Origin of the sequence: Idiomarina sp. UBA3176 (genome assembly GCF_002364295.1) — a bacterium.
Classification (GTDB): Bacteria; Pseudomonadota; Gammaproteobacteria; order Enterobacterales; family Alteromonadaceae; genus Idiomarina; species Idiomarina loihiensis.
The window spans coordinates 1-26,107 of record NZ_DEXU01000023.1 but is presented as its reverse complement, the minus strand read 5'-3'; the positions used below and the strand labels follow the sequence as shown (position 1 = coordinate 26,107).

Annotated in this window: 29 protein-coding genes; 13 read left to right on the top strand and 16 right to left on the bottom strand. The window is 46.7% G+C overall.

From position 1 onward, the window contains the following. The first annotated feature begins 3 nt into the window (after positions 1-3). The 7 genes from B2U97_RS09655 to rcsF all read left to right on the top strand — a co-directional run bounded on the left by B2U97_RS09655 (position 4) and on the right by rcsF (position 9,988). The gene (locus tag B2U97_RS09655; protein ID WP_273024658.1) at positions 4-1,974 is read left to right on the top strand and encodes an acetyl/propionyl/methylcrotonyl-CoA carboxylase subunit alpha; all 1,971 of its coding nucleotides are present in this window, start codon (positions 4-6) and stop codon (positions 1,972-1,974) included. 32 nt (positions 1,975-2,006) lie between these two features. Next, complete coding sequence (locus tag B2U97_RS09650) at positions 2,007-2,906, top strand: hydroxymethylglutaryl-CoA lyase (protein WP_286823584.1); 900 nt, start codon at positions 2,007-2,009, stop codon at positions 2,904-2,906. 22 nt (positions 2,907-2,928) lie between these two features. Continuing rightward, on the top strand, positions 2,929-4,872 hold the full coding sequence (locus B2U97_RS09645; protein ID WP_011234130.1) for an acetoacetate--CoA ligase: 1,944 nt from the start codon (positions 2,929-2,931) through the stop codon (positions 4,870-4,872). A gap of 3 nt (positions 4,873-4,875) precedes the next feature. Beyond that, entirely contained in the window at positions 4,876-7,095 is a 2,220-nt protein-coding gene (locus tag B2U97_RS09640; RefSeq protein WP_286823583.1) for a putative bifunctional diguanylate cyclase/phosphodiesterase, read from the top strand. A 17-nt stretch (positions 7,096-7,112) separates the two neighbouring features. Then, complete coding sequence (locus B2U97_RS09635) at positions 7,113-8,762, top strand: electron transfer flavoprotein-ubiquinone oxidoreductase (protein ID WP_286823582.1); 1,650 nt, start codon at positions 7,113-7,115, stop codon at positions 8,760-8,762. A gap of 327 nt (positions 8,763-9,089) precedes the next feature. Next, entirely contained in the window at positions 9,090-9,506 is a 417-nt protein-coding gene (locus B2U97_RS09630) for an H-NS family nucleoid-associated regulatory protein (RefSeq protein ID WP_286823581.1), read from the top strand. 113 nt (positions 9,507-9,619) lie between these two features. Continuing rightward, entirely contained in the window at positions 9,620-9,988 is a 369-nt protein-coding gene (gene rcsF, locus B2U97_RS09625; RefSeq protein ID WP_227016305.1) for an Rcs stress response system protein RcsF, read from the top strand. On the opposite strand, the gene B2U97_RS09620 is transcribed toward rcsF, so the two are convergent. Beyond that, positions 9,985-10,626: a hypothetical protein gene (locus tag B2U97_RS09620; protein ID WP_011234135.1), complete on the bottom strand. Its 642-nt coding sequence runs from the start codon at positions 10,624-10,626 to the stop codon at positions 9,985-9,987. The two genes, rcsF and B2U97_RS09620, sit on opposite strands and share 4 nt — an antisense overlap. Before the next feature lie 211 nt (positions 10,627-10,837). On the opposite strand from B2U97_RS09620, the gene tsaA reads away from it, so the two are divergent. Together tsaA and B2U97_RS09610 are read left to right on the top strand one after the other, a co-directional pair. Continuing rightward, on the top strand, positions 10,838-11,545 hold the full coding sequence (gene tsaA / locus B2U97_RS09615; RefSeq protein WP_011234136.1) for a tRNA (N6-threonylcarbamoyladenosine(37)-N6)-methyltransferase TrmO: 708 nt from the start codon (positions 10,838-10,840) through the stop codon (positions 11,543-11,545). A 78-nt stretch (positions 11,546-11,623) separates the two neighbouring features. Continuing rightward, entirely contained in the window at positions 11,624-13,327 is a 1,704-nt protein-coding gene (locus B2U97_RS09610; RefSeq protein WP_272989392.1) for a proline--tRNA ligase, read from the top strand. Positions 13,328-13,406: 79 nt separating this feature from the next. Here the strand turns inward: B2U97_RS09610 and gpt are convergent, their stop codons facing one another. Both gpt and B2U97_RS09600 read right to left on the bottom strand, forming a co-directional pair. Beyond that, entirely contained in the window at positions 13,407-13,892 is a 486-nt protein-coding gene (gpt, locus tag B2U97_RS09605) for a xanthine phosphoribosyltransferase (RefSeq protein ID WP_034820335.1), read from the bottom strand. A 7-nt stretch (positions 13,893-13,899) separates the two neighbouring features. Next, on the bottom strand, positions 13,900-15,192 hold the full coding sequence (locus tag B2U97_RS09600; RefSeq protein ID WP_273025296.1) for an NCS2 family permease: 1,293 nt from the start codon (positions 15,190-15,192) through the stop codon (positions 13,900-13,902). Positions 15,193-15,300: 108 nt separating this feature from the next. On the opposite strand from B2U97_RS09600, the gene B2U97_RS09595 reads away from it, so the two are divergent. Beyond that, complete coding sequence (locus B2U97_RS09595) at positions 15,301-15,621, top strand: 2Fe-2S iron-sulfur cluster-binding protein (RefSeq protein WP_011234139.1); 321 nt, start codon at positions 15,301-15,303, stop codon at positions 15,619-15,621. 12 nt (positions 15,622-15,633) lie between these two features. Here the strand turns inward: B2U97_RS09595 and B2U97_RS09590 are convergent, their stop codons facing one another. From B2U97_RS09590 to prmB, 5 genes are read right to left on the bottom strand one after another with little or no spacing between them, the layout of a single operon-like run. Further along, positions 15,634-16,776, bottom strand: a complete 1,143-nt coding sequence (locus B2U97_RS09590; RefSeq protein WP_273025294.1) for an ATP-NAD kinase family protein — start codon at positions 16,774-16,776, stop codon at positions 15,634-15,636. A gap of 2 nt (positions 16,777-16,778) precedes the next feature. Further along, complete coding sequence (locus tag B2U97_RS09585) at positions 16,779-16,907, bottom strand: entericidin A/B family lipoprotein (protein ID WP_011234141.1); 129 nt, start codon at positions 16,905-16,907, stop codon at positions 16,779-16,781. Positions 16,908-16,934: 27 nt separating this feature from the next. Next, the gene (locus B2U97_RS09580) at positions 16,935-17,468 is read right to left on the bottom strand and encodes an elongation factor P hydroxylase (protein WP_011234142.1); all 534 of its coding nucleotides are present in this window, start codon (positions 17,466-17,468) and stop codon (positions 16,935-16,937) included. Between the two features lie 5 nt (positions 17,469-17,473). Then, entirely contained in the window at positions 17,474-18,562 is a 1,089-nt protein-coding gene (gene aroC, locus B2U97_RS09575; RefSeq protein WP_011234143.1) for a chorismate synthase, read from the bottom strand. Then, positions 18,562-19,491 (bottom strand): 50S ribosomal protein L3 N(5)-glutamine methyltransferase, encoded by a 930-nt coding sequence (gene prmB / locus B2U97_RS09570; protein WP_011234144.1) that lies wholly within the window; start codon positions 19,489-19,491, stop codon positions 18,562-18,564. The genes aroC and prmB overlap by 1 nt, the downstream gene beginning before the upstream one ends. Before the next feature lie 86 nt (positions 19,492-19,577). Here prmB and smrB point away from each other — a divergent pair, with 86 nt between their 5' ends. Continuing rightward, a complete protein-coding gene (smrB, locus tag B2U97_RS09565; protein ID WP_011234145.1) occupies positions 19,578-20,141 on the top strand; it encodes an endonuclease SmrB in 564 nt (187 codons plus the stop codon). A gap of 3 nt (positions 20,142-20,144) precedes the next feature. On the opposite strand, the gene sixA is transcribed toward smrB, so the two are convergent. Genes sixA through B2U97_RS09550 form a run of 3 tightly spaced genes read right to left on the bottom strand, consistent with a single transcriptional unit; the run spans position 20,145 to position 21,425 of the window. Beyond that, positions 20,145-20,627, bottom strand: coding sequence for a phosphohistidine phosphatase SixA (gene sixA, locus B2U97_RS09560; protein ID WP_011234146.1), 483 nt, complete (start codon positions 20,625-20,627; stop codon positions 20,145-20,147). Beyond that, positions 20,624-21,001, bottom strand: a complete 378-nt coding sequence (locus tag B2U97_RS09555; protein WP_011234147.1) for an RnfH family protein — start codon at positions 20,999-21,001, stop codon at positions 20,624-20,626. Before B2U97_RS09555 ends, sixA begins: the two co-directional genes overlap by 4 nt. Continuing rightward, complete coding sequence (locus B2U97_RS09550) at positions 20,979-21,425, bottom strand: type II toxin-antitoxin system RatA family toxin (RefSeq protein ID WP_011234148.1); 447 nt, start codon at positions 21,423-21,425, stop codon at positions 20,979-20,981. Before B2U97_RS09550 ends, B2U97_RS09555 begins: the two co-directional genes overlap by 23 nt. A gap of 106 nt (positions 21,426-21,531) precedes the next feature. Between B2U97_RS09550 and smpB the strand changes: the two genes are divergently transcribed. Continuing rightward, positions 21,532-22,011: an SsrA-binding protein SmpB gene (smpB, locus tag B2U97_RS09545; RefSeq protein ID WP_034820895.1), complete on the top strand. Its 480-nt coding sequence runs from the start codon at positions 21,532-21,534 to the stop codon at positions 22,009-22,011. Here smpB and B2U97_RS09540 read toward each other — a convergent pair. The 5 genes from B2U97_RS09540 to B2U97_RS09520 are packed head-to-tail and all read right to left on the bottom strand — an operon-like array spanning position 21,953 to position 24,962. Beyond that, positions 21,953-22,465, bottom strand: a complete 513-nt coding sequence (locus B2U97_RS09540; RefSeq protein WP_011234150.1) for a hypothetical protein — start codon at positions 22,463-22,465, stop codon at positions 21,953-21,955. The genes smpB and B2U97_RS09540 overlap by 59 nt on opposite strands. Beyond that, positions 22,419-22,811 carry a DUF192 domain-containing protein gene (locus B2U97_RS09535; RefSeq protein ID WP_011234151.1) on the bottom strand — a complete coding sequence of 131 codons (393 nt, stop codon included), beginning with the start codon at positions 22,809-22,811 and terminating at the stop codon, positions 22,419-22,421. Before B2U97_RS09535 ends, B2U97_RS09540 begins: the two co-directional genes overlap by 47 nt. Further along, a complete protein-coding gene (locus tag B2U97_RS09530; protein ID WP_272989413.1) occupies positions 22,808-23,596 on the bottom strand; it encodes a type II secretion system F family protein in 789 nt (262 codons plus the stop codon). Before B2U97_RS09530 ends, B2U97_RS09535 begins: the two co-directional genes overlap by 4 nt. Continuing rightward, the gene (locus B2U97_RS09525; RefSeq protein ID WP_110012572.1) at positions 23,593-24,444 is read right to left on the bottom strand and encodes a type II secretion system F family protein; all 852 of its coding nucleotides are present in this window, start codon (positions 24,442-24,444) and stop codon (positions 23,593-23,595) included. Before B2U97_RS09525 ends, B2U97_RS09530 begins: the two co-directional genes overlap by 4 nt. Then, positions 24,426-24,962, bottom strand: coding sequence for an ATPase, T2SS/T4P/T4SS family (locus tag B2U97_RS09520; RefSeq protein ID WP_414653530.1), 537 nt, complete (start codon positions 24,960-24,962; stop codon positions 24,426-24,428). The genes B2U97_RS09525 and B2U97_RS09520 overlap by 19 nt, the downstream gene beginning before the upstream one ends. A gap of 162 nt (positions 24,963-25,124) precedes the next feature. Here B2U97_RS09520 and B2U97_RS09515 point away from each other — a divergent pair, with 162 nt between their 5' ends. Then, positions 25,125-26,096 carry an IS30 family transposase gene (locus tag B2U97_RS09515; protein ID WP_286822782.1) on the top strand — a complete coding sequence of 324 codons (972 nt, stop codon included), beginning with the start codon at positions 25,125-25,127 and terminating at the stop codon, positions 26,094-26,096. The last annotated feature ends 11 nt before the right edge of the window (positions 26,097-26,107 follow it).

The following is a 26,107-nucleotide window of genomic DNA, read 5'->3' as shown; positions in this document are numbered from 1 at the left end:
ATTATGATCAAAACATTATTGATTGCGAACCGTGGTGAAATTGCCTGTCGTATTATTGCCACAGCTAAAAAAATGGGAATTCGCACCGTAGCGGTATTCTCCGATGCCGACCGTAACTCACGCCACGTTAAGCTGGCAGATCAGGCCGTACATATTGGTCCTGCAGCGAGCACGGACAGTTACCTGCGTGCGGACAAAATTATCGCCGCCGCTAAACAAACTGATGCCGAAGCCATTCATCCTGGTTACGGTTTTCTCTCAGAGAACGAAGATTTTGCCGACCAATGTCAGGCTAACGATATAATCTTTGTTGGCCCGCCAGTATCATCCATTGCTGCTATGGGTTCGAAGAGCGCGGCTAAATCCATTATGCAGGACGCCGGCGTACCTCTGGTTCCGGGTTACCACGGAAGCGAGCAGGACATTAAAACGCTAAAAGCAGAAGCTGAAAAAGTGGGTTTCCCGTTACTGCTGAAAGCGGCGTACGGCGGCGGTGGTAAAGGCATGCGTGTGGTCGAAAACATGGGCGAATTCGATGACGCCCTGAATTCCGCCAAACGCGAAGCTAAGTCCTCTTTCGGCAATGATAAAATGTTGATGGAACGTTTTATTCGTAACCCTCGCCACGTAGAGATTCAGGTGTTCACCGATGAACACGGTAACGCCGTTTATCTAGCAGAGCGCGACTGTTCAGTGCAACGCCGTCACCAGAAGGTGCTTGAAGAGGCTCCTGCTCCGGCACTAACCGAGAAAACACGTACCGAAATGGGCGAAGCTGCCATTCGAGCAGCCCAGGCAATAGATTACGTTGGCGCCGGTACGGTTGAGTTTTTGTTCGACCAAAGTGGCGAGTTCTACTTTATGGAGATGAACACTCGCTTACAGGTTGAGCATCCGGTTACGGAGATGATCACCGGCCAGGATTTAGTCGAATGGCAGTTGCTGGTCGCTTCGGGTCAGCCATTACCTCTGGCGCAAAATGACATTCAGGTAAACGGTCACGCGTTTGAGGCACGGATTTACGCCGAAGACCCAGACAACGATTTCTTACCTTGCACCGGTACCATTAAGCATTTACGTACGCCTGCAGAAGAAAACGGCATCCGCATTGACACCGGTATTGAAGAAGGCGATGAGATATCTGCTTTCTATGACCCAATGATAGCTAAGCTGATTGTCTGGGACACCGATCGTACCCGTGCCCTGCTGCGTCTGCAAAAGGCTTTGCGTGAATATCGTTTAACTGGGTTAACGACTAACGTCGACTTTTTGCATCGTTTGGCTTCGCATCCTGAGTTTGTGAAAACAAACCTAACAACCGAATTTATCCAGCAACATCAGGAAGAGCTGCTGCCCAATAGCTCGGTAAATTGTCAGCAAATTGCAACGGAAGCGGCTTTGTTTGATATTTGTCAGCGCCAACAACAGCGTGGCAGTTCACCATGGCAAAGTGGTAATGCATTTAGAATGAACTCAGCGGCGACACATACGGTTCCACTGCAATTTGGCGAAGAAACCTACTCCATTTCACTAATAGAAACCGCTAACGGAGAGTTCCTGCAGCAAGTTGATGACGAAAGCATACAATGGCAGGCATCTTTAACCGACGACAAACTCACTCTGACTGCCGGTAGTATGCGCTATCATCGCTATGTCAGTGCCGACGACCAGCAAATTACCGTATTCACCGATAACGGCCCTATGACTTTCCATCGACACCGCGTGACTGATACGCTGTCGGATGAAGCGGCCCATGGTGGTCACGTTGCCCCAATGAACGGGACCATCATGGAAGTACTGGTCAAAAAAGGCGATACAGTCAAGAAAGATCAACCGCTGGTCATTATGGAAGCCATGAAAATGGAGTACACCATTAAAGCTGGCCATGAAGGTGAAGTCACCGACGTCTTTTTCGCCGCGGGGGATTTGGTCAGCGACGGAGATGAACTGCTTACAGTGAGCGAAGCCGAATAATAAGACATTATTAGAAGTAACCAGGAGTAATTATGGCAATTGCAGAACAGATAAAAATCGTCGAAGTTGGTCCTCGTGACGGCTTGCAAAATGAAGCAGCTGTTTCTGTCGATGCAAAAGTTGCCTTAATTGAAGCACTGGCAGAAGCCGGCGTTTCTTACATTGAAAGTGCCAGCTTTGTCAGCCCCAAATGGGTGCCGCAAATGGCCGACAGCACTGCCGTTATGGAGCAGATTAAGCGTCGTCCTGGAGTGACTTACGCTGCTTTAACGCCCAATTTGAAAGGGTTTGAAGCGGCAGTTGCAGTCAACATGGACGAAGTCGCAGTGTTCGGTGCAGCATCGGAAGCCTTTGCCCAAAAAAATATTAACTGCAGCATCGACGAATCACTGGAGCGTTTTAAGCCAGTTATTGCCGCGGCTAAAGAAAAAGGCATTCCCGTCAGAGGTTATGTTTCCTGCGTTTTGGGTTGCCCTTACCAGGGTGAGGTTCCGGTAGAAAATGTGGTTAAGGTTGCAGAAGCTTTATACCACATGGGCTGTTATGAAGTATCGCTGGGCGACACCATAGGCGTCGGTACACCGTTAAAAGCTCAGGAAATGCTTGCTGCGGTAGCGGAAAAAGTCCCCATGGACAAACTGGCGCTGCATTTTCACAATACCTACGGACAAGCTTTGGCCAATATCATAGCCTGCCTGCCACTAGGTGTAGCCACCATTGACTCGGCCGTAGCTGGCCTGGGTGGTTGCCCATACGCTAAAGGCGCCAGTGGCAATGTTGCCACCGAAGACGTGGTTTACATGTTAAATGGTATGGGCATTAAAACCGGTATTGACCTGAACAAGTTAATCGCGGCCGGAGCCGATATTTGTCAGCATTTAGCGCATGGCCCCCGCTCTCAGGTCGCAGTAGCAGAATTGGCAAAAGCTTAATTAGCAAAATAAGGGGATTAAAATGACTTCAGAAGCTTTATGGCAACCGTCAGCAGATACCATTGCTAATGCCCGCATGACAGACTTTCTACAACAAGTGAATACAGAAGAAGCCGCTGCGCTGGCCAATTATCACGACCTTTATCAGTGGTCCGTCGAGAACGACGAAAGTTTCTGGTCTATGGTGTGGGATTACTTTGATGTTATTGGTGAAAAAGGCTCTACGATAGTTACCGATAAAGAAAAAATGCCCGGTGCCCAATGGTTTCCTGAAGCCAGCCTGAATTTTGCCGAAAACCTGTTGCGTCATAAAGACGACCATATTGCTCTAATTTTTCGCGGTGAGAATGGCACACGCCAGCAGTTAACTTATGCCGAACTCAACCACGAAGTAGCGGCTTTTGCTGAAGGCTTACGCCAACGCGGAGTTGAAGCCGGTGACCGTGTTGCCGCCATGATGCCTAACTGCATTGAGACCATAATTGGTATGCTGGCAACCACCAGTATCGGCGCTATCTGGTCGTCTTGCTCGCCAGACTTTGGCGTTCAGGGCGTGCTTGACCGTTTCGGTCAAATAGAACCTAAAGTTCTGATTACTGTTGATGGTTATTTTTATAACGGCAAAAACCTCAACATAAAGAGCAAAACCGCCGATATCATTAAACAAATTCCCAGCATTGAAGCCACGGTGTTGGTTAATTTCAGCGAACAAAAAGATCGCATAAAAGGCGACAAAATATTTTCATGGAGTGATTTTGGCGACGCTGAAAAGACCCAGATAGATTTCGCTCCACGCAACTTTAATGACCCGCTCTATATTATGTTTTCATCAGGTACTACGGGCGTACCTAAGTGCATTGTTCATGGTACGGGTGGTACCTTATTGCAGCACTTAAAAGAGCACGGTCTGCATACCGATTTAGATCGTGACGACAATCTGTTTTACTTCACCACCTGTGGCTGGATGATGTGGAACTGGCTGGTCAGTGGACTGGCAGTGGGCGCAACCCTGACCTTATTCGACGGTTCACCTTTTGCACCTAAACCTGAGTTTTTATGGGATGTGGCTGACGAAGAAGGCATTACCGTATTTGGTACCAGCGCCAAATATTTAGCAGCGCTTGAAAAAGAAGGCGTTAAACCGGGAGAAAGCCATAACCTGGAAAAGCTGCGCAGCATCTTAACCACGGGGTCGGTACTACCACCAGAAAGCTTTGACTACGTTTACCGCGACATTAAAAAAGACCTGTGTCTGTCCTCAATATCAGGCGGTACGGACATTGTCTCGTGCTTTGCCCTTGGCTGCCCTATTCTGCCGGTTTACCGGGGCGAATTACAATGTCGGGGCCTTGGTTTAGCCGTTAACGTTTATGACGAGAACGGAAAGCCGGTTAAAGGCGAAAAAGGCGAACTGGTTTGTGAAAACTCATTCCCCTGCATGCCCGTAAGCTTCTGGAACGACGAGAATGGCGAACGCTACTTCAACGCGTATTTCGATAGATTTAAAAATACCTGGGCACATGGTGACTTTGCTGAGCTCACCGAGAACAACGGCGTTATTATTTACGGCCGTTCCGATGCCGTTCTTAACCCGGGCGGCGTACGTATTGGCACCGCTGAAATTTACCGTCAGGTAGAAAAGGTTGAGGAAGTATTGGAAAGTATTGCTATCGGTCAGCAATACGAAGATGACGAGCGCGTCATTCTTTTTGTAAAACTCAGAGATGGCATAGAGCTTAGCGACGAACTTCGTCAAACCATTGCAAAAACCATTCGGGCCAACGCGACTCCGCGGCACGTACCTGCCGTAATTTTGCAGGTTGAGGACATACCCCGTACTATAAGCGGTAAGATAGTCGAATTAGCGGTACGTAATGTGGTTCACGGCGAGCCCGTGAAAAACACGGATGCTCTGGCAAACCCAGAGGCACTGGATTACTTCCGTGATAGAGAGGAGTTGCGTTAATCCATGATGTTCCTGCACGGATCACGGCAGGCTGTTATAGCAGCCCTTGTTGGTTTGGTCATTACTGTTACCGCTTTTAGCTATTTGCGTTATCAGGAAAATCAAGTTGTCCACGATGCCCTGGAAGCCGAAACTTATAACTTGCAACGCGACATTCGACAAAGTCTGGTATCCCATTTGTTCGTCGCTGAATTGTTAGCTCGCGAGTGGGAACGTAGTGACCTTTCAATAGAGGAACGCTGGAAGGAAAATGCCGATATCGTTACTTTGTACTATCAGAATGTACAAGGCATCACCTGGCTCAATGATGAGCTGGATATTGAGCTTATCTACCCTCAGAACGAACAACCCGAACTACTGGGAACGCCTTTTGCTAAAACTCCATTACTGGAAAAGCTGAAGGCTTCGGAAGGAAACCGTCACGCAATGATGGGCCCTGCCGGGAATTTGGGCCGTATTAGCAGCGACATAGCTATTTTTGTCCGTGTAGAGCAGCAAGATCAAACTCACGGCTTTCTGGGTTTTGTAATAAGCCTGCAAAGCCTGTTTAACAATGTGGTGCGCAGTAACATCAGTGAAGGTTTCCAACTCAGTGTACGCAGTGACAACGACATACTGTATCAATTTGCCGGCGATACTTCATTACGCGAAGAATGGTCACATTTTCATTCACTACAATTAGTAGGAAATAGCTGGGAGCTTTCAGTCTGGCCGACCGCTGGTCATCTGGAACAACTACGCGGGGGAATTTCACTAGCCGCTTTAATCGCCGGTTTACTCGTAACCAGCATGCTGACTTTTGTCCTTTATATTTTAGGCCAGAGCCGTTTTAAAGCTCAGCAACTGGCCGATTCAAATATTGAACTTTATAGTGAAATTGATGAACGCGAGCGCATTGAAAAGCAGATGGCTTATCTTGCCGAGCATGATTCTCTTACCGGCCTTGTAAACCGAAACGCCTTGAAACGTATTTTGGGTGAGTGGCTGGAAACCGAATCGCCGCATAAAAAAGCCGCTTTGTTATTTATCGATTTAGATAGGTTTAAGGAAGTCAATGATGCGCTGGGCCATACGGTTGGTGACGAATTGCTACGCCGGGTTGCACGACGCATTACAAAATTGGCACCTAAAGGTAGTGTTCTGGCACGAGCTGGTGGTGACGAGTTTTTGCTGGCAATAGCAAAACCTGATAGTCGCGAAAGTATTATCAAATTGTCTGAGCAAATGCTCCAGGCTTTGGACACGCACTTTTTCGTCGACGTCTATGAGCTCTTTATCAGTGCTTCTATTGGTGTCACTTTCGCGGATGATGCCGATTTTAACGCTGAATACTTTATTCGTAACGCAGACACCGCGCTATATCAGGCAAAAGAACATGGCCGCAATACCTATAAAGTTTACGATAAAGCCATTCACCGCGACTTGACCAAAAAGCTGGAACTGGTTAAACGGCTGCGCCACGCCGTTTCCAAGCAGCAACTAACGGTTTATTACCAACCTAAAGTTGAGCTCGGTAGCCGCCGTATCAGTGGTCTAGAGGCTCTGGTTCGCTGGGTTGATGACGATGGCAGTATCATTCCTCCGGATGAGTTTATTCCACTGGCTGAAGACACCGGTCTCATTATTCCAATATCGGAATACGTGATGGAAGAAGCCTTTCTACAATTAAAGCAATGGCACGAACTTGGCTTCGAAGAATTGAGCATTGCCATCAATATCTCAGGAAAGCAGCTACACTTAGCTGATTTGGTCGATGACATTATGGAACGGGTGAACGAAGCCCAAATACCGCCAAACAAAGTAGAGCTAGAGCTAACTGAGCAAGTATTTATCGAAAATATTCAGTCCCATACCCGCTTTATGCACTCGGTGCGTGAACAGGGAATGTCACTGGCTATAGACGACTTTGGTGTGGGATACTCTTCGCTTTCATATTTGAAGAATTTCCCGGTTACTTCGTTAAAAATAGATCGCTCTTTTGTCAGGGATTTACCACACAACGAAGACGACGCAACCATTACGCAGACCATTATTAGTCTGGCGCGTAATTTAAACCTGCAATTGGTTGCCGAGGGTATCGAAACCGAAGAACAAGTCGAATTTTTATTACAACGTGAATGCAGTACCGGACAAGGCTTTCTTTTCAGTAAACCGGTTCCGGCACGGCAAATCACTGAACTATTACAGCAGTATAAAGGGCTTATCCCTATCCAGATAGCCTGAATATAGTGGAGGTTAACGTGGAACGCGAAAGCATGGAATTTGATGTCGTCATAGTTGGTGCAGGCCCGTCAGGGTTGGCAACCGCCTGTCGACTCGGCCAACTCGCACAGGAAAATGAGCAAGAACTCATGATATGCGTAGTTGAGAAAGGCGCTGATATTGGCGCTCATATTTTATCCGGCGCGGTGTTCGAACCACGAGCCCTGAACGAACTTTTCCCTGACTGGAAAGATCGCGGCGCCCCGCTCAATACCGAAGTTACCGGCGATGATGTTTTATTGCTAAAAGACGAAAATAATCACAGTCGCCTGCCTGACTTTAGTGTGCCTAAAACCTTTCACAATAAAGGCAATTACATTGCCAGTATGGGTAACCTGTGTCGTTGGATGGCAGAACAAGCCGAACAACTGGGCATCGAAATATTTCCTGGTTTTGCGGCCTCTGAAATTCTGTATAACGACGATGGCAGCGTTGCGGGTATTCAAACCGGTGACATGGGTGTGGCTAAAGACGGTAGCGAAAAAGACGGCTATATGCCGGGAATGGAACTGCGTGCTAAATACACCTTATTCGCAGAAGGTTGTCGCGGTCATTTAGGCAAAGAGCTGATTAGCAGGTTTGAACTGGATAAAGACAGCACCCCGCAACATTATGGTCTAGGCTTTAAAGAAATTTGGGATGTACCAGAGGACATGCACGAGCCCGGCAAAGTGGTTCACACCGCAGGCTGGCCGCTAACCGACAGTGATGCTACTGGCGGCGGTTATCTATATCATGCCGAAGACGGACAAGTGTACTTAGGCCTTATTGTTGATCTTAACTACGCTAACCCTTACCTGAATCCATTTCAGGAGTTTCAGCGGTTCAAAACTCACCCGGCTATTAAGCAAATCATTGAAAATGGTAAGCGGGTGTCCTACGGCGCACGCGCTATTGCTAAAGGTGGCTATTATTCGTTACCGAAAATGACCTTCCCCGGAGGTTTGCTGGTTGGCTGTAACGCAGGCACCTTAAACTTTGCCAAGATCAAAGGAAACCATACCGCAATGAAGTCGGGTATGGTGGCCGCTGAATGTGTATTTGAACAGCTAAAAAATGGTAAAGCCAACGACGACATTACCAGCTACAAAGAGGCGTTTGAAAAGTCCTGGGTATTTGATGAATTGTATCGCTCACGCAATTTCGGCGGTGCTGTGCATAAATTGGGCACAATACTTGGCGGCGCTTATAATATGGTCGATCAAAATTGGTTTGGTGGTAAATTACCCTTTAAATTTAAAGAGTGGACACCGGATTATAAAGCGACAGGTAAAGCCGAAAACTATGCGGCAATCGACTATCCAAAAGCAGATAATAAACTGACATTTGATCGTCTGTCATCGGTATTTTTGTCCAATACCAATCACGCAGAAGATCAACCCTGCCATTTAAAGCTCAGTGACGCTAATATTCCATTAGAGGTCAATTTACCGAAGTATGCAGAGCCTGCGCAACGCTATTGCCCTGCCGGGGTTTATGAAGTGGTTGAAGAAGACGGCAAACAAGTTTTTCAAATTAATGCGCAAAACTGCATACACTGTAAAACTTGTGATATTAAAGATCCTAGCCAGAATATAACCTGGGTTGTGCCCGAAGGTGGCGGCGGACCTACCTACCCTAATATGTAAACACTTCGTAAAGTTAATAACAAAAAACACCAAAGCATGTTAAATGTTTTGGTGTTTTTTCGTTTTAGGAACTAAAAATTATAAGTTTGTCGACTTATTAAGTCATAAATGTACTTTTAAACGAGTCATATAAAAATGAAGTGAAAAGAGAGCAGTATTGATAGTAATTATAAGTAATTGTTAATAAGTAACGCTATACGGTGATTTTAATCCTCTTTCTCTATTTCTATGTACTTATTCAATAAAAAGAAGTTTCAACTTAAACTGTAATAACAGCTATAATGCAAACAAACCAATATTTAAGCAATCAAATAAGGTAAGCAAAAAATGAGTGAATTCATTAACATTCTTCGTCACGAACGCCGTTTAAAAGCAGCATTAAAAGAACTGGATTTAAACGAGCTGGAAAGTGTTAAATCTAAATTTGATTCGGTAATTTCTCAGCGTCGCGAAGAGGAAGCTGAAAAGCAACGCCAGAACCAAGCAAAGCAGAAAAAAATTGAAGAATTTAAAAGCGCGATGGCCGATGCAGGCATTGAATTGTCCGACATATTAGAGCAAGAGCTGGGTGGCGAACCTATCGTTAAAACCACTCGTAAAAAACGGGCACCTAAGCCTCCTAAATACGAATACACCGACGAAAACGGCGAAAAACAAACCTGGACTGGTCAGGGTCGCATGCCTAAAGCCATGAAAACAGCGGTCGATAATGGCAAATCATTAGAAGCATTTCTAATTAAGTAGCGTTAGTCAAACGTAATCTCTACCAATAATAAAGAGTAGAGATTACGCTTTTTGTTGAACAATAGGCTCAGCTTGATTAGGCTATAGAAAATTCAAACTGGCAAGGATCGACATTGCGCTATCGTTTCATAGCATTCGTATTAACGCCATTATTCGGCCTTTCTGCCTGTAGCATCTTACCTCAGATGTCAGGAGGCTTTAATCAGATCGACTCAGGTGATGTTGAAGTTTATCGCGGTGACAACAAGCCCTCGCGTGCATACGAGTTGATAAGTATTGTAAATGGTGAAAGCTGCCAGCGAAAATTTAGAGGCGCAGAAGCGTCGGCGAACGATGCCGTTCAAGCCCTGCGGGAAGACGCTGCCCGATTTAAAGCTCATGCCATTATCGGCGCTCAATGCTTTTCTTTTAAACCCGAAGCCGACTCCATCTGTTACAGTGAAGTCAGCTGCGTGGGTCGCGCTATTCAATGGCGTGATTAATAACCTTGTTTCAAGGTAACGTCGCCAACGCCAACTTCAACCTTAACTCTGACAGAGCCGTTACCCTGATAACTCGACTCAGATGTCACAATCATTCTGTCTTCCTGAGTGTTGCCGAAGTTCTTTAAACTGGTATCGCCAACTCCTACCGATGCTTCTACTTGCTTGTAGTCGCCCTTGGCCAGATTCAAAGAGACATCACCAACACCTAAATCAACTTTTAAGTCGTTGAATGGTACGTCACCTTCAATCTGACCAACACCCAGATCTATCTCAAGCAATCGGCTGCGCGGCACGGACACTATCCAATGTTGTGACATATCGTCATCGGGTGTTGCCGAAATTTCCAGGCGATTCCCGTCTCGTTCACCTTTTATAATCACTTTATCAAGCTCACCGCCACTGACGAACCAGCCGTCATCATCCGACTCTACACGAAGCTCAATTCCGACCGTATCGCCTTCTGTTACACTTAACTCAACCGTTCCCACCGTTGCGTCTAAATGAATTTCTGTATCACTGCTAACAATATAACTACTGGTTAACGTGCGTTCACTTTCGGCAGAAAACGCGGCTGTACTTACTGTAACTAAACCAATAAAACCTAAAGTTAAAGGCCAAATTTTGTGTTTCATCATTTTTCTTTTCCTATTGTTATTAAAACGATTCATGCTAACCCCTAAAGCACTAAAAGTTGCTTATGACTAGCTTTTGCAACGCCTGTGCCAAAAATAAAAGTCACATAAAATCAGTGGGTTAATCCATCTTTAATTTTCGAGGTTAGTGAATTAACAAACTATGTGGTCAAATTGGCTACCACAATTCTGGATATTCACTAACGGAGGCAGAATGAAAAGCCAGCAACAACTAACACCCATAGCTATCATTCGTACGCCTTTTCCTGAAAAGTTTAGTGTTCCCCGGCAACCCGGCCTGGCTCCCTCTGCATTGGCTCAGGTTGAGCTCGTTGGGAATTACCAGCATGCACAAGCCATAGAGGGTATAGAACAGTTCTCTCACCTTTGGCTAACCTTCGAGTTTCATCAGCACAGTTCGTGGCAGGAGCGCGTTCGCCCGCCCCGGCTTGGCGGTAATGAACAGCTAGGCGTCTTTGCCACCCGCTCCCCGTTCCGGCCGAATCAATTAGGCTTATCTGTGGTTGAGTTAGTTGCAGTAGAGACCGAGCCTAAGGTGGTGTTGACGGTTCGCGGAGCTGACTTGGTGGATAACACCCCTATTGTCGATATAAAACCTTATATTCCCTACGTCGACGCCATTAGTGACGCTCGTGCGGGATTTGCTCAGCACAAACCGGAAGAAAGCTTAGAGGTGATTTTTTTGGAAGCGGCGGAGTCGACTCTTATCAGGGAGTCAGAGCGCGCTCCTGAGCTTAAAACACTGATTACCGAGGTGCTCAGCCAGGACCCCAGACCCGCTTACCACAAGTTACAGGAAAACCAGAGAAATTACGGCACAGCGCTTTTGAACTACAATATTCGCTGGTATGTACAACAAAACACCGTTTTTGTTGAAGAAATCTCACTAAAACAGCTGTAAAAGGCTTTTGGGCGGCGTCAGACACTGCTAAACTTCGCTCTAATTTTTGACCACTATAACTTGCAGAGATGCCGGACTATGCGCAGCAGCAAATATTTATTATCAACGCTTAAAGAGACACCTTCTGATGCTGAGATCGTGAGTCATCAGCTGATGTTGCGGGCAGGTATGATCCGTAAAGTCGCCGCTGGGTTGTATACCTGGACGCCAACCGGTTTGCGTGTACTGCGCAAAGTTGAAAACGTTGTGCGCGAGGAAATGGAAGCCATTAACGCATTGGAAATTTTAATGCCAATGGTACAACCCGCCGATCTTTGGCAGGAGTCAGGACGCTGGGATGACTACGGCCCGGAATTACTGCGTATAAAAGACCGCAACCAACGTGACTTTTTACTGGGGCCAACCCACGAAGAAATTATCAGTCAACTGGTACGTAAGGAAGTTAGCAGCTACAAACAACTGCCATTAACCTTGTTCCAAATCCAGACCAAATTCCGTGATGAAATACGCCCTCGTTTTGGCGTGATGCGTGCGCGCGAATTTCTGATGAAGGACGCCTACTCTTTCCATTTGACCGACGAATCGCTGCAAAAAACATACGACGATATGTACAAGGCCTACTGTCGTATTTTCGAGCGTCTTGGTTTAGATTATCGTCCGGTTATAGCCGATACAGGCTCTATTGGCGGAAGCCACTCGCATGAGTTTCATGTGCTGGCAAGCTCCGGTGAGGACGCCATCGCGTTTTCTGACTCTTCAGATTACGCCGCGAACGTGGAAATGGCAGAAGCACTGGCTCCTGCTGGTGAGCGCCCTGCTCCGAATCAAAAAGTAGAAAAGCATGAAGTACAAGACGACGAACTCGCTGCTGTACTACAGCCTTTGTCTGTAGAAAGCCAGCAGGCGACCAAGTCTTTTATTGTTAAAGCAGCAGACGACACGGATTCTGAATACGTTCAGCTAGTTCTTCGCGCTGACCATGAACTGAACACAGTAAAAGCTGAGAAACTGGCTCAGGTTGCGGCTCCGCTGGAAATACTGACTGAAACAGAGAAAGCCACCGGCGTAGAAGCACCTTACATTGGTGTCGTGAACGCGAAATTGCCTCTGTTAGTTGACAGCAGTGCGGCTCACCTCGCCGATTTTGCCTGTGGTGCAAATGAGAACGGCCAGTGGCTAACCGGTGTTAATTGGAAGCGTGACACAGTTGATTTCAGCGTTGTCGATATTCGTAACGTTGTTGCCGGTGACCCGAGTCCTTGTGGTCAGGGCAAAGTAAAAATTGCTCGCGGTATTGAAGTTGGTCATATTTTCCAGCTGGGCAAAAAATACAGCGACGCTATGAAAGTTGGTGTGTTGTCTGAAAGCGGTAAACACGAAACTTTAACCATGGGCTGCTATGGAATAGGTGTTTCGCGCATAGTCGCTGCCGCCATAGAGCAAAATAACGACGAGCGCGGTATTTGCTGGCCGGAAGCTTTAGCGCCTTTCCAGGTTGTTATAGTGCCAATGAATATGCACAAGTCGGCACGGGTACAGGAAGCCGCTGAGAAGCTTTATACCGACTTAAAGGCTCAAGGTATTGATGTGCTGTTTGATGACCGTAAGGAACGCCCTGGGGTGATGTTTACCGACATGGAGCTCATAGGTATTCCTCATCAGGTTGTGGTTGGTGAGCGTAACCTTGATGAAAACCAGGTTGAGTACCAAAGTCGTAAAGGCGGAGAGAAGCAGAAAATCAATTTAGATGACTGCATTAGCTTCATACAGCAACAACTCTAACTGACGTTATTAATAAAAATGGCCTGATAGTTTTCGCTATCAGGCCATTTTTTTGCCTTAATTTTTTAACGAGAGAGTCTTAAGACTCCTGACCCGCCAAGGGCTCAATATAATGTAAATGCATATCCCACGGAAAGTGGATCCAGGTATCCTGGGCTAAGTCGGCAACGAAATCGTCGACCATTTCCATACCACTGGGTTTCGCGTAAACGGTCACAAACTTAGCTTTCGGCAAGCGTTCCCGCAGAAACTTCAGTGTATTGCCCGTATCCACTAAATCATCAACGACCAGAAAACCTTCGCCGTCTTCCGTTGCCGTTACGTCTTTCATTACCTGCAAGTCGTCACGCTGTTCTGTGTGGTCATATGAGCTGACAGCAACACAGTCGACAACTCGAATATTAAGCTCGCGCGACACAATTGCCGCCGGAACCAAGCCACCACGGCTAACCGCAATAATACCTTTATACTGCTCCGCCGGTAATTGCCGACGCGCTAGTTCACGCGTTGCACGGTGCAACTCTTCCCATGATACAAAAAACTCGCGGTTTGAATGCCATCCCATAATTTCGTTACCCTAACCAAATAAATTTAGCGACAAAAAGTGCGCCCAAGAAAACGACGCTTGGTGTTAAATCCTGATAGCGTCCGCCCAGTAATTTCACCACAACGTAACTAATAAACCCTAGTGCAATGCCGTCGGCTATCGAGAATGTCAGTGGCGTCATCAGTAAAACCACTGTTACCGGCGCGGCCTCAGTAATGTCGTCCCATTCTACGTCTTTCAGCGTAAACAGCATTAGCACCGCAACGTAAATAATTGCACCTGCGGTTGCGTAAGCAGGGATCATACCAGCCAACGGCGCAAAGAACATGGCCAATAAAAATAAAATACCAACAACCACCGCGGCAAGCCCGGTTTTACCACCTGATGCCACACCAGCAGCTGACTCAATATAGCTGGTGGTGGTTGAGGTACCCAGCATGGAACCAGCAACGGTTGCAGTGCTGTCTGCCATTAATGCTTTATTCAAGCGCGGCATTTCCCCATTGGCTTTTGCCAACCCGGCTTTCTGCGCCACTGCCAGTAAAGTGCCGGACGTATCAAACAGATCTACAAACAAGAAAGCAAAAATAACCGACAACATGCCAATATCAAAAGCCGCTGCTAAATCCATTTGCATAAAGGTTGGCAGCAAGCTCGGTGGTGCAGACACAATACCATTATATTCAACCAGCCCGGTTGCCCAGGCAATAACGGTTACCAGCAAAATACTGATTAAAGCCGCGCCCTGCACTTGTCGCGCAACTAACCCAATAATAAGAAAGAAGCCCGCGGCTGCAAGCAATACTGAAGGCTCAGACAAAGAGCCTAAAGTCACCATGGTGTCGTCATTGGCAACAATAATATTGGCGTTCTGCAAACCAATTAGCGCCAGAAAAGCCCCAATACCCGCAGCAATAGCCAAACGCAATGTGGTTGGAATGGACCTTATTATCCATTCACGAACACGCAAAGCCGACAGCAAGAAAAATAAACAACCGGAAAAAAACACCGCTCCAAGAGCCGTCTGCCAAGTGTAACCCATGCTAAAAACAACGGTGTAGGTGAAAAAAGCATTTAGCCCCATGCCCGGCGCCAGAGCTACCGGATAATTTGCCCACAGCCCCATGACCAGACAGCCAATAGCCGCAGCCAGACAGGTAGCGACAAATACGGCGCCGTAATCCATACCGGTTTCACTTAAAATGGACGGGTTAACAAAGATAATGTAAGCCATAGTCAGAAAGGTTGTGAGCCCGCCAATAACCTCAGACTTAACCGAACTACCACTAGCTTTAATTGAAAACAGCTTTTCCAGCATGAGCAACCTTGAAAGTTTAGCGTTGTGGTTAAAGGACAGGTATTTTATCCTAACCGCCACAGAATTTGTTGCTCACTTTTTATTTTTTAACAGGACACAGAATTTATCATGCCAACCGTTTACTTTGTTGATGCCGATGGTAACCAATTTGAAGCTACTGTCGATGCAGGAACCAACGTTATGGAAGCCGCTGTCGAAAACTTTATTGACGGCATTATTGGCGAATGTGGCGGCGTTATGTCGTGCGCAACTTGCCATTGTTACATACCGCCAGAATGGCAAAGCAAAATTCCTGCCCCATCGGAGCAGGAAGAAGACATGATAGATATGGTTTTAGAGCCGCAGGACAATAGCCGCTTAAGCTGTCAGATAGAAATAACGGACGAATTAGACGGCTTAGTTGTGCACATGCCGAAAACTCAGTTCTAAATAAGCCTGAAATTAATTTACGGCTGCCACCGGCATAAGAACTTCGTCGTGGTAGCCGGTAATAACCCGAATAGTGCCTGAGAGTTCACGGTCTAGTTCCGAGTCGCCGGTATCGACGCGTAGTGGTTTGCTATTCAGTGCCTGCAACTTAGTTTTAGTGGCAACCACCCAAATGTTCTCTTTACCAATATGCCGAATAACCCGTGGACTTAATTGCTGATTTCCACGACCAAATAAATGCCCCTGCCCGCCAATTAAGGTTATAACCAATTTAACGCTTCCAGCTTCGCACTGAGCCACTTCTTCGTATAAACGGCTTTCGGTTACGTCGCTGGCTAGCAGGTTATTCTGTTGGACTAAGTCGACACCGAGCAAAGTATTCTCGTGCCCCATGGACTGCATAATAGCTTCTACTGTAGAGCCAGACCCCATAACTAAAAGTTCGTCGTCAATGCGCTCTGTTACTTCAGCAGCAATATCATCCAGTACCATCTCGTCGCTTTCTTTACCGCCCATTTTTACCGCCTGAACATATTCAAGTTCGGCCGGTACCGACATTTCACCAAAACGTCGGGCTTTTACTGTGCCTTTTCTGAAAGCGTCTTCATCAATATCCATGACATCGGCGTTATGAATGCTGGATAACTCACCCTGCAGGATCTTCTCAATAACCCGCCCGGCACCAGTTGGACTAATAGCGTAAACGCCTGAATGAATTTTAACGCCAGCCGGTATACCCAAAACTAATTGTTGCTCAGGAACCACCTGATAAATATCGCGCGCAGTGCCGTCACCGCCGGCGAATAAAAGAATATCGATGTTATGAGTCACAATTTCAGACACCGCTTTTTTGGTGTCTTCTGGTGAGGATGGAGTTTCAGCAGCTTTATAAACCGAGTCAAATGAAAAACCCAGAGCTTCGAGACTATTCGCTCCCATTTCATTGTCGGCAGTAACAAAATGAAGTAGCTGTTTGTATGGCTGCAAAAGTTCTAATGCGGTTTCAGCTCTTCTGGCGGCCTTTTTCTCAGCCCCGGCCGCTAATGCTTTTTCCCGAATGTCGGCGCCATCGCTTCCCTTTAAAGCTAAGGCGCCGCCAATACCTGCGTATGGGTTAATAATAAAACCTACGGTGAGTTTACTGCTTGTTTCCATTACTACTCGTCATCAGCCTCATCTTGAATCGCTTCACCGGCGTTTTCTATATCTTCACCCGCACCTTCCATAGTTTCACAGGCACTCAAACCGAATATTGCGATGGTAACCAATAATGCTCTTAAAAACATAGGTAACTCCTTATTTACTATTACAAATTAACTGTTTGGCGGATTAGGCCAGCTACAATTAAAGTCGTCACAGAGCGCTTTTGCAAACTTTGCAGCGCGTGGCGGTATCGTATTTTCTTCCAGTAGACGACTTAACTGCGCAGCCACTTTCGAGGAAAATGCCTGCCTGTCTACTTCAACGCCATTTAAATTATCCACACTTACCTGGAACGGAAAACCACAACATAAAGAAAACAGCCACTCCAAAGCCTGTGGCTTTTGCTCAACCTGCTCAAAGGATTTCTGCTGGGCTTCGTTGCGCCCGTCAGGTTCATACCAGTAGCCATAGTCAAACAACTTGCGCCGCGCTTCACCCGCTATACACCAATGTGCGGTCTCGTGCAGCGCTGAGGCAAAAAAGCCATGAGCAAACACCACCTTATGTGGCTCACCCTCTTCCGCTGAGGGCTGATAATAAGGCTCATCGTCACCGGCAACCAGTATTGTGTTGTAATCTTCGCTGAAACAACGCTTAAAAATCTCAATTAAGCGCTCATAATGGTGTTCTGACGTCTGACTCATATTCGCTAGCGACTAATATCCGGCGTTTCAGTTTGCGCTGTTAAATTATGCGCCCGCTGGCGTAACCAATGGTCGGCTAAAACCAGGCTGGTCATAGCTTCAACAATAGGTACCGCACGTATGCCAACACAAGGATCATGACGGCCTTTCGTCACTATCGCTTGTTCGTTACCCCAGCGGTCAATTGTACGCCCGCTAATGGCAATACTTGAGGTTGGTTTCAGTGCGATATCAGCAAAAATTGGCTGCCCACTGCTAATACCGCCTAAGACACCGCCCGCGTGGTTCGATAAGAAACCGTCCGGCGTCATTTCATCACGGTGTTCGCTGCCACGCTGGCTTACCACCTCGAAACCATCGCCAACACTCACCGCCTTTACCGCATTAATGCTCATCAGTGCTTTGGCTAAATCAGCATCCAGCCTGTCAAAAACCGGTTCGCCCCAACCCGGCGGCACACCAGTAGCCTGCACCCGAATTTTTGCACCAATTGAGTCGCCTTCTTTTTTCAGCTGACGAATAAGCTCCTGCATAGCTTCAACCGCATTGGCGTCTCCGCAAAACAGTTCATTCTCGCGTACCTGCTGCCAGTCAATATTACTAGCAACAACATCGCCCATTTGCGTTAATGCCGCCTGAACCTGTATGCCCTGCTGCCGTAGTAATTTATCGGCTATAGCACCAGCCGCCACCCGCATTGCGGTTTCACGCGCTGAAGAACGACCGCCACCGCGATAATCCCGTACACCGTACTTATGTTGGTAGGTGTAATCGGCATGGCCGGGTCGGAAGGTATCTTTTATGTCAGAGTAATCCTGGCTGCGCTGGTCAGTGTTTTCAATCAGCAAACCAATAGAGGTGCCGGTTGTCACGCCTTCAAATACCCCGGAGAGGATCTTGACCTGATCGGCCTCACGACGTGCTGTGGTATAGCGGTTTTGTCCTGGCTTACGCCGGTCTAAAGCTTCCTGTAAATCGGCTTCGGTTAACTCTAACCCCGCAGGACAACCGTCAACAACTGCACCCAGCGAAGGCCCGTGGCTTTCACCAAAGGTGGTAATTTTGAATAACTGACCAAAACTGTTTCCTGGCATTAGCTGGCCTTAGTTTCCCGTTGTTTATGTTCAATTAATTGCTGTTTTGTCAGCAAAAATACCCCGTCGCCGCCATTGGCAAACTCAAGCCACATAAACGGCGTTTTCGGATACTTTTCAGCTAAAGCCGGCATTGAATTGCCCACCTCACAAACAAACAGGCCGCCGTCGTTCAGTAAATCCGACGCCTGCATCAGCATTTTGTCTACCAAAATCAAGCCATCTTCGCCGGCCGCCAACCCAAGTTCCGGTTCGTGGTGATACTCAGGTGGTAAATCAGTCATATCTTCGGCATCGACATACGGAGGATTGGTAACAATTAAATCGTATTTTTCGGCTTTTACCGCATCGAATAAGTCCGACTGAATGGGCGTCACTCTATGAGTTAAACCGTGCTGTTCAATGTTGAACTCAGCCACTTCCAGCGCTTCGGTGGAAATATCCAGCGCATCGACTTCGGCTTCGGGAAACGCATAGGCACAGGCTATGGCAATACAGCCACCGCCGGTGCATAAGTCCAGAACACGGTGCGGGGCTTCGACTAACCAAGTCTGAAAGCCATTTTCAATAAGCTCGGCTATTGGAGAGCGTGGCACCAGAACCCGTTCGTCGACATAAAATGGTAATCCGGCAAACCAGGCCTGATGAGTCAGATACGCAGCCGGAATGTGTTGCTCAACGCGTTGCTTTAATAACTCAACAAATTCTTGTTTCTCTGAGTTGAGCATACGGCAATGACCCATAGCGGCTAACTGAGCCGTTGTTAGCTGTAGCACGAAGCTTAATAAAGCCCGGGTTTCATCAATTGGGTTGTCGGTGCCATGACCATAATACACGTCAGACTGGTTGAGCTGAGTTACGCTCCAGCGGGTAATGTCATCAATGCTTACTAACTCTTGAATGGCTTGTTCCAGATTACGCACTTGCAAAGGCTGTCTCCCGACCACTGAATGTTTTATACTGAATAAACTTAATGCCTTAAAGATACCTTAATTCAGCGCGGTTTTCATCAATCATGGTTGCAAACAAACGTCAGTCATCATCACTTTCTGAAGACGATATCGAGCTTTTTCGTGAAGCCGCGAAAGGTGCTGCCCGCATAAAGCAGGACAAACTGCCGCCGGAACCACCAAAAATTGCTGAATTACGGAAGCGCCGACAGCTATCGCAAGACCCCAGCGCCCAGCAAATTGCCGACGCCAGTCGCTCGGCCAGTCATTATTTTTCCGATGATTTTGAAGCGCACTTTGCCGACGGCCCGGTACGTTTTTCCGCGGAGGGTGAGTCGGGGTATTTGGTTAAGCAATTACGCCGGGGAGACTACACGCCCGAGTTACTACTGGACTTACACGGCATGACGTTAGCCACGGCGCGCCAGGAGTTAGCGGCGTTATTACTGGCATGTGAGCGCGAACACATAGACTGTTGCTGCATTATGCACGGGCACGGCAGTGGTAAATTAAAGCAGCAGTTGCCACACTGGCTGGTACAGCATCCGCATGTTCGGGCGTTTCATCAGGCTCCGCTGGAATGGGGTGGCGCAGCCTCTTTACTGGTACTGTTAAAAGTAGCGAGCTAGCAGTTAGCCAGCACACCGCTCTGCTATTAATAGTTGCTGAAACTTGCCGCGTAAGGTTTCCGGCGAAAAGTCGACAACCGCAATACCCGCTGTCGGAAAAATAGGAGGCTGCACGCTGGCATCCAGCTCATGCACTAAATAACTCACTAGCGGCATGTGCGACACCAACACCACACTCTCGTAGCCGTGCTGTTGAATTTCTGCAGCAAGCCAACTAACAACCGAACCGGCATGACCATCGGGCGTAATGTCATCGCAATTTTGCTTCTGCCCGGTTTTCAGATGCGACAATAAAATAGAAGCCGTTTGCTGAGCACGCAAATACGGGCTGACGTAAACACAGTCTACTTTCGGTTGCTTGTCTATGAGCCAATTGGTTGTGGTTATAACTTCGCGCTCGCCATTTGTTGTTAAGCGACGCTCGCGATCGGAGTAACTGCCCTTGGGGTAGTTTGCTTCACCGTGACGCATAATATACAGCTTCATTCTGGCTTGGACTCCTCAGCCTGCGCTCGACGTTTTGCGTCTGGTCGGCCACCGGTTACCCGGTCTGCCCGGCCGGACTGCTTAGCTTCTTCCGCACGACGTTTACGTACGGCTTTTGGATCGGCAATTAGCGGACGATAAATTTCAATGCGGTCACCGTCTCGCGGTTGTGCATTTAATTTCACCGTCTTATTCCAGATACCCACTTTTTGCTGTTCAAGATCAATTTCCGGAAACTGCTCGAGCACATCCGACATGCGTATGCACTCTTCCACCGTTGCGCCTTCTTGCGGATGCACGGTTAACAGCACTTGCTTGTCAGGGGTAGCGTAAGCCACTTCAATGGTTAATTTATTGCCCATGCTGGTTTCCATACACCTGCTCCGCCCTTTTCACAAAGGCATCGACCATACGTGACGTGACTTCTTTGAATATTTTACCAAAGGCCATGCCCAGCAAGCGACTGGAAAACTCAAAGTCCAGCTTAAGCTCAACTTTACAGGCGTCTTCGGCCAGTGGCGTAAATACCCAACCACCAGTTAATTTTTTAAATGGTCCGTCTACCAGATCCATATCTATACGTTCGGGTTCGTGCAGCGTATTGCGGGTAGTAAAGGTTTTGCTGATACCCGCCTTGCTTATGTCTAACGCAGCCACTTTTTGTTGGCTGGAGGACTCCAGCACCCGCGCGGCAGCACATCCGGGCACAAACTCCGGGTACGCTTCAACGTGGTTAACGAGGTCGAACATTTGTTTGGCGCTGTACGAAACTAAAGCACTTTTCTCGATACTCGGCATTTTTTTACCTACGACTAAAATCAACTGCGCAATAATAACGCAACCAGAAGCTCTTTGAAGCCCTTAAAGCAATTTTCTTTTCAGTGCGCATAGGTATAATGGGGCTATGAGTAAAAAGAAACCACAACAATCATCCAATACCATAGCTCGTAATAAAAAAGCGCGGCATGAATACTTCCTTGAAGACAAGTTCGAGGCAGGTGTTAGTTTGCAAGGCTGGGAAATTAAGAGCATACGGGCTGGCAAGGTCAACATTAGCGACAGCTACGTCATTATTAAAAATGGCGAGGCTTACCTTTTGGGTGCCGAAATTCAGCCTCTTAACCAAGCCTCAAGCCATGTTTATTGCGAGCCAGACCGCAGCCGTAAACTGCTGCTGAAGCGCCGCGAGCTGGATAAGCTTATTGGCGCCTCAGAGCGTGAGGGCTATTCCATTGTTGCCACAACCATGTACTGGAAAGGCCCATGGGCAAAACTGGAAATATTTTTAGCCCAGGGTAAAAAGTCACACGACAAACGCGACACCATTAAAGAGCGCGACTGGCAACGCCAGAAGGCTCGGATAATGAAGCATTCGGTGCGTTAGTTGGAACTTCAGGTGCGTCATTCAGGCGTGCCTGTTGAAGTTTCAATAGTTGATTGAGCAACCTTTCGAGCTCTCCGTCAAAGGTATCCAGCTCAACCCGGGCATCCATAAGAATGTTGGTGGTCTGACGTAAATTAAGTAATGCCAGATTGAACCACACATTCCGATCAGAAGAATTAAGTCTCAGGGATTGCCCGTAAGCTGATTCGCTAGCTTTAAAACGATACTGTCTAAAGTAAATGTTACCGAGTAGCGCCCAACTTTTATCCGTCCCTAACCCCTTACGGTGTAACCATTGCAAATGCTGTTCCGCTGATAAGAGATCGCCATTTTTATACCAGTTAATGGCGGTATCCAGGCTCTGTTCCCTAACTTGCCTCTCTTCTACTGTCGCGCTACAGCCTTGATTAATTAAGCTCAATAGCAATACAGCAATCAAAATGCTTGTTTTCATTTAGCTCTCCATGCTTGTTTATAAACTTTAATCTCTTTCCAACCCATTTTTCTAAAGGCCAAAAGTTTCCAGCAGCCATTTCAATTAATCCGTGAGCTCCTTTAAAGCGAGCGATTTCATTGGGACAAATGAATCGACGAACCTCTATAATTTGATTTCCTTTGTCGAGGGCCACAACATCAATTGGCTCTTTCATTCCCCAAGTGTGTATTGACCTACAAAATGGAAACCAAAAGGCCATCTCTGGCGTTGGTTGCTGCTCGCCCAGCATGCCAATTAACCTTTGATGAAACTTTTTCATGGCCTTCACCTTGGGCCATGCAATAATTTCTTTCTCACTCGTCATCCAAACCCTCCTTGGCTTATTTGAACAATAACTGGCCCGAGAATAACCAGAAAGTTTACGGGAAAAAAACAAGTTACTAGTGGAAAAAGGAGCTTTACGGGCGCTTCTTGCGCTCTCTTCTCCGCTGAGTTTAGTAGATCCTGTCTTAATTGGTTAGCATAAAACCTTAACGACTTGGTTAGGCTAGTTCCTTGCTGATATCCTTTTATTAGCATCGAACTCCACTCATGGATCTGCTTCGCATCATACCGTTCAGATAGTTCATACATTGACTGAGCAAAACTTGTCCCTCGTCGCAACCGACTGAGCATCGATGTGATCTCCTGCGCCAGCAAAAGATCGCTACACGACGTAGATACCTTTTCTAAAGCGGAAACTAACGGAATACCTGAAGCAATCATCATAGAAATTAGATCACAAAAATCAGGAAGTTGGCGAACTATCGCTTTGTTATTCTTTAGAACTAACTGTCTTCTCTTATTTATTACCATTAGTAGTAAGAGAACATAAGCAATACTTAAAAGCCAAACCCCAGAAAGCAGAGAGATAGAGACAGATACACATGCCATAAAAACCCAGAAGCAAAATGATCGCGCGGCTCCCTTTAGGAGCTCTACTTCCAGATAACGAACAGTCAACCTTTTGACATTTTCCGGTAACACGGACCAAATTTTTGATATTGCATAATCAAGCTTTTCCCCAAGCGCCAGTATCTGCCAAACCGCGACGACTAAAAATGAAAAACTAAGAGTAGCTAGAAATGTTAAGACGGCAACTATAATCATTTTTCATCTTCCGGATGCATAATTCGCTTAACCATCCATCCACCAATAATCATCAATATAAGGGCGACTATAAGCATAAAAATACCAACCCGTGACTCAGTGAAAAGCGCTGTATGTTCTGGTTTCATCGAACTTAAAAGAAAATACAATCCAACTGGCATCATAACGAGAATTTTAGCCTGCATTCTGGCTTGTGAAGTCAGCGTTATCTGCCGCTCTTTAATGTGCTGCTGTTGTTGGAGGTTATCAGCCAACCGTAGAAATAAATCCGACTGTTGCCCTCCACTTTTCAAACCTAAAACTAAAGATTGAACCACGAGTTTAATGGGGAAAACAGGAACTCTACGCTGCCAGTCTTCCAGGCAATCTGTTAAGGGCTTACCCACTTTTTCCTGTCTCAATAGCTCGTCCACCTCTTGTCCTAACGGAGGTAATAACGTTCCTTTTAAATTCTTCAAAGCTGCTCCGACACTCGTACCGCTTCTTAACTGGTTACTGAGCCCAATCAACATACCGGGCAACTGTTTTTCAATTTTTATGTAACGTTGCTTTTTAAAATGACGATAAACAAATGGCGGAGCCAACAAAGTCAGAATAAACGTCGCTACTGCCCAGGTTCTATTAACATAAAACCATACGATTAGAGGCGATAAGAGTGTGACTACCAGATAACTTCTAACCAAAATTGTTACCGGCATTCTCAAGAAAAATTCTTCTAGAGAGCGCACTGTCGATAGCGTTAGTTTCTCTTCAAGTTTCTGATATCGTTTTGGTGTTAAATGCGAAAAGATCCATAGCCAGCAGAGTCCACTGCAAACGATTAAGAGCGCTAATCCGAAGATAAACATAATCCATCTCCCATAAGTGACTCCCAGACCTCTTGGCGAACATCGTCACCTTGCTCATCTGCGAACTTACATAACGTCTTATTGCTTACTAATGATTGAGTCATATTGCTTCTTTCAAATAGTGGCGACAGCTGTAAAACATTATCGTCTATACCCGTAACTTCACTGATACTAAGCACTGATCTTCTTCCATCAGAAAGACGCGCTATCTGAACGACAATATTAACTGCACTGGCTATTTGTTGTCGTAACGCAGAAATAGGAAGCTCTATTCCTCCCATCAAGACCATAATTTCCAAACGTCTTAAAGCATCGCGAGCGCTGTTCGCATGAACCGTGCTCAGAGATCCCGCGTGACCAGTGTTCATAGCCTGTAACATATCTAAAGCTTCCGACCCACGGCACTCGCCTACAATAAGTCGATCAGGGCGCATTCGCAGTGCATTGATAACGAGCTCGCGAATATTAATAGCGCCCGTTCCCTCCTGATTTTTGGGTCTGGCTTCAAGACTTATCAAATTATTATGATCTAATTGCAGCTCAGCCGCGTCTTCAATACTTATAATTCTTCCTGAATTCAGATAATAACCGCAACACTCATGTAATGGGATAGGTCGGAAGGAGGTCAGCTACCAACATGTGGTAGTCTTACTTTTCGACCAAAAAAAGTGAGTTCCAACATGAGTTATCGGCAGCTGACCGAGGGGCAACGATACCAGATTTCTGTGTTGCTCTCAGAAGAATTTTCACAACGAGAGATAGCTAGAAAACTGAATATTGCTCCCTCGACCGTTCATCGAGAGTTGCGACGTAATAACAATTTGTGTGGGTCTTATGACCCTCACAAGGCGCAAGAGCGTACGTTAAAACGGCGCTCTAAGCCAAAGCCTAAAAGGGTTTGCGAAAATACTCGAAACGCCGTAGAGCTTATGCTCGAGATGGACTGGAGCCCGGAGCAGATATCAGCTATCTGCAAACGCTTAGGTTATCCAGTCAGTCACGAGTGGATTTACAATTATGTACTGGCTGATTTTTACGGCGGTGGTGGTTTATTTACTCACCTTCGCCATCGGTTAAGACGCTATAGAAAGCGTCTGCATAAGCAGCGCGGTCGCATTTTAGGGCGTCGTTCGATACACGACCGGCCAGCAATTATCGATGACCGGGCACGCTATGGCGACTGGGAAATCGATACCGTTATTGGTAAACGCGGAACCGGAGCTATCGTTACGCTTTTAGAGCGTAAAAGCCGTTTTTATCTTGTGAGAAAAGTCACAACTAAGCGAGCAGATGCCGTTGCCGATGCGACCATTGAAATGCTTCAGCCTTTTAAGGCGTTGGTTCACAGCATCACGGCCGACAACGGTTTAGAATTCGCAGACCATGAGCGAATTGCAAAAGAGCTGGATACCGACGTTTATTTTGCTGATCCGTACGCTTCCTATCAGCGCGGCGCGAACGAAAATGCGAACGGGTTATTGCGTCAATATGTGCCAAAAGGCGCTGACTTACGCACTATAACCAGCAAGCTGATGGATAAATATCAGCAACGTTTGAATTTAAGACCCAGGAAAACTCTGGGTTTTATTCAACCAGACATAATTTTTAAAGAGCAATTGCAACAAACTATGAGCGAGTGTTGCAGTTATTAGTTGAATCTAGG

Coding starts and splice junctions, on each gene's coding strand:
- B2U97_RS09650 (WP_286823584.1), top strand. CDS start 2,007: ATGGCAATTGCAGAACAGATAAAAATCGTCGAAGTTGGTCCTCGTGAC.
- B2U97_RS09585 (WP_011234141.1), bottom strand. CDS start 16,907: ATGTTTTTAAGAGCATTATTGGTTACCATCGCAATATTCGGTTTGAGT.
- B2U97_RS09580 (WP_011234142.1), bottom strand. CDS start 17,468: ATGAGTCAGACGTCAGAACACCATTATGAGCGCTTAATTGAGATTTTT.
- B2U97_RS09655 (WP_273024658.1), top strand. CDS start 4: ATGATCAAAACATTATTGATTGCGAACCGTGGTGAAATTGCCTGTCGT.
- aroC (WP_011234143.1), bottom strand. CDS start 18,562: ATGCCAGGAAACAGTTTTGGTCAGTTATTCAAAATTACCACCTTTGGT.
- sixA (WP_011234146.1), bottom strand. CDS start 20,627: ATGAAGCTGTATATTATGCGTCACGGTGAAGCAAACTACCCCAAGGGC.
- B2U97_RS09515 (WP_286822782.1), top strand. CDS start 25,125: ATGAGTTATCGGCAGCTGACCGAGGGGCAACGATACCAGATTTCTGTG.
- smpB (WP_034820895.1), top strand. CDS start 21,532: ATGAGTAAAAAGAAACCACAACAATCATCCAATACCATAGCTCGTAAT.
- B2U97_RS09600 (WP_273025296.1), bottom strand. CDS start 15,192: ATGCTGGAAAAGCTGTTTTCAATTAAAGCTAGTGGTAGTTCGGTTAAG.
- B2U97_RS09640 (WP_286823583.1), top strand. CDS start 4,876: ATGATGTTCCTGCACGGATCACGGCAGGCTGTTATAGCAGCCCTTGTT.
- B2U97_RS09550 (WP_011234148.1), bottom strand. CDS start 21,425: ATGCCGAGTATCGAGAAAAGTGCTTTAGTTTCGTACAGCGCCAAACAA.
- tsaA (WP_011234136.1), top strand. CDS start 10,838: ATGAAAAGCCAGCAACAACTAACACCCATAGCTATCATTCGTACGCCT.
- B2U97_RS09525 (WP_110012572.1), bottom strand. CDS start 24,444: ATGTTTATCTTCGGATTAGCGCTCTTAATCGTTTGCAGTGGACTCTGC.
- B2U97_RS09645 (WP_011234130.1), top strand. CDS start 2,929: ATGACTTCAGAAGCTTTATGGCAACCGTCAGCAGATACCATTGCTAAT.
- B2U97_RS09535 (WP_011234151.1), bottom strand. CDS start 22,811: ATGACGAGTGAGAAAGAAATTATTGCATGGCCCAAGGTGAAGGCCATG.
- B2U97_RS09595 (WP_011234139.1), top strand. CDS start 15,301: ATGCCAACCGTTTACTTTGTTGATGCCGATGGTAACCAATTTGAAGCT.
- smrB (WP_011234145.1), top strand. CDS start 19,578: ATGGTTGCAAACAAACGTCAGTCATCATCACTTTCTGAAGACGATATC.
- B2U97_RS09530 (WP_272989413.1), bottom strand. CDS start 23,596: ATGATTATAGTTGCCGTCTTAACATTTCTAGCTACTCTTAGTTTTTCA.
- B2U97_RS09620 (WP_011234135.1), bottom strand. CDS start 10,626: ATGATGAAACACAAAATTTGGCCTTTAACTTTAGGTTTTATTGGTTTA.
- gpt (WP_034820335.1), bottom strand. CDS start 13,892: ATGGGATGGCATTCAAACCGCGAGTTTTTTGTATCATGGGAAGAGTTG.
- B2U97_RS09590 (WP_273025294.1), bottom strand. CDS start 16,776: ATGGAAACAAGCAGTAAACTCACCGTAGGTTTTATTATTAACCCATAC.
- B2U97_RS09630 (WP_286823581.1), top strand. CDS start 9,090: ATGAGTGAATTCATTAACATTCTTCGTCACGAACGCCGTTTAAAAGCA.
- B2U97_RS09540 (WP_011234150.1), bottom strand. CDS start 22,465: ATGAAAACAAGCATTTTGATTGCTGTATTGCTATTGAGCTTAATTAAT.
- B2U97_RS09555 (WP_011234147.1), bottom strand. CDS start 21,001: ATGGAAACCAGCATGGGCAATAAATTAACCATTGAAGTGGCTTACGCT.
- B2U97_RS09610 (WP_272989392.1), top strand. CDS start 11,624: ATGCGCAGCAGCAAATATTTATTATCAACGCTTAAAGAGACACCTTCT.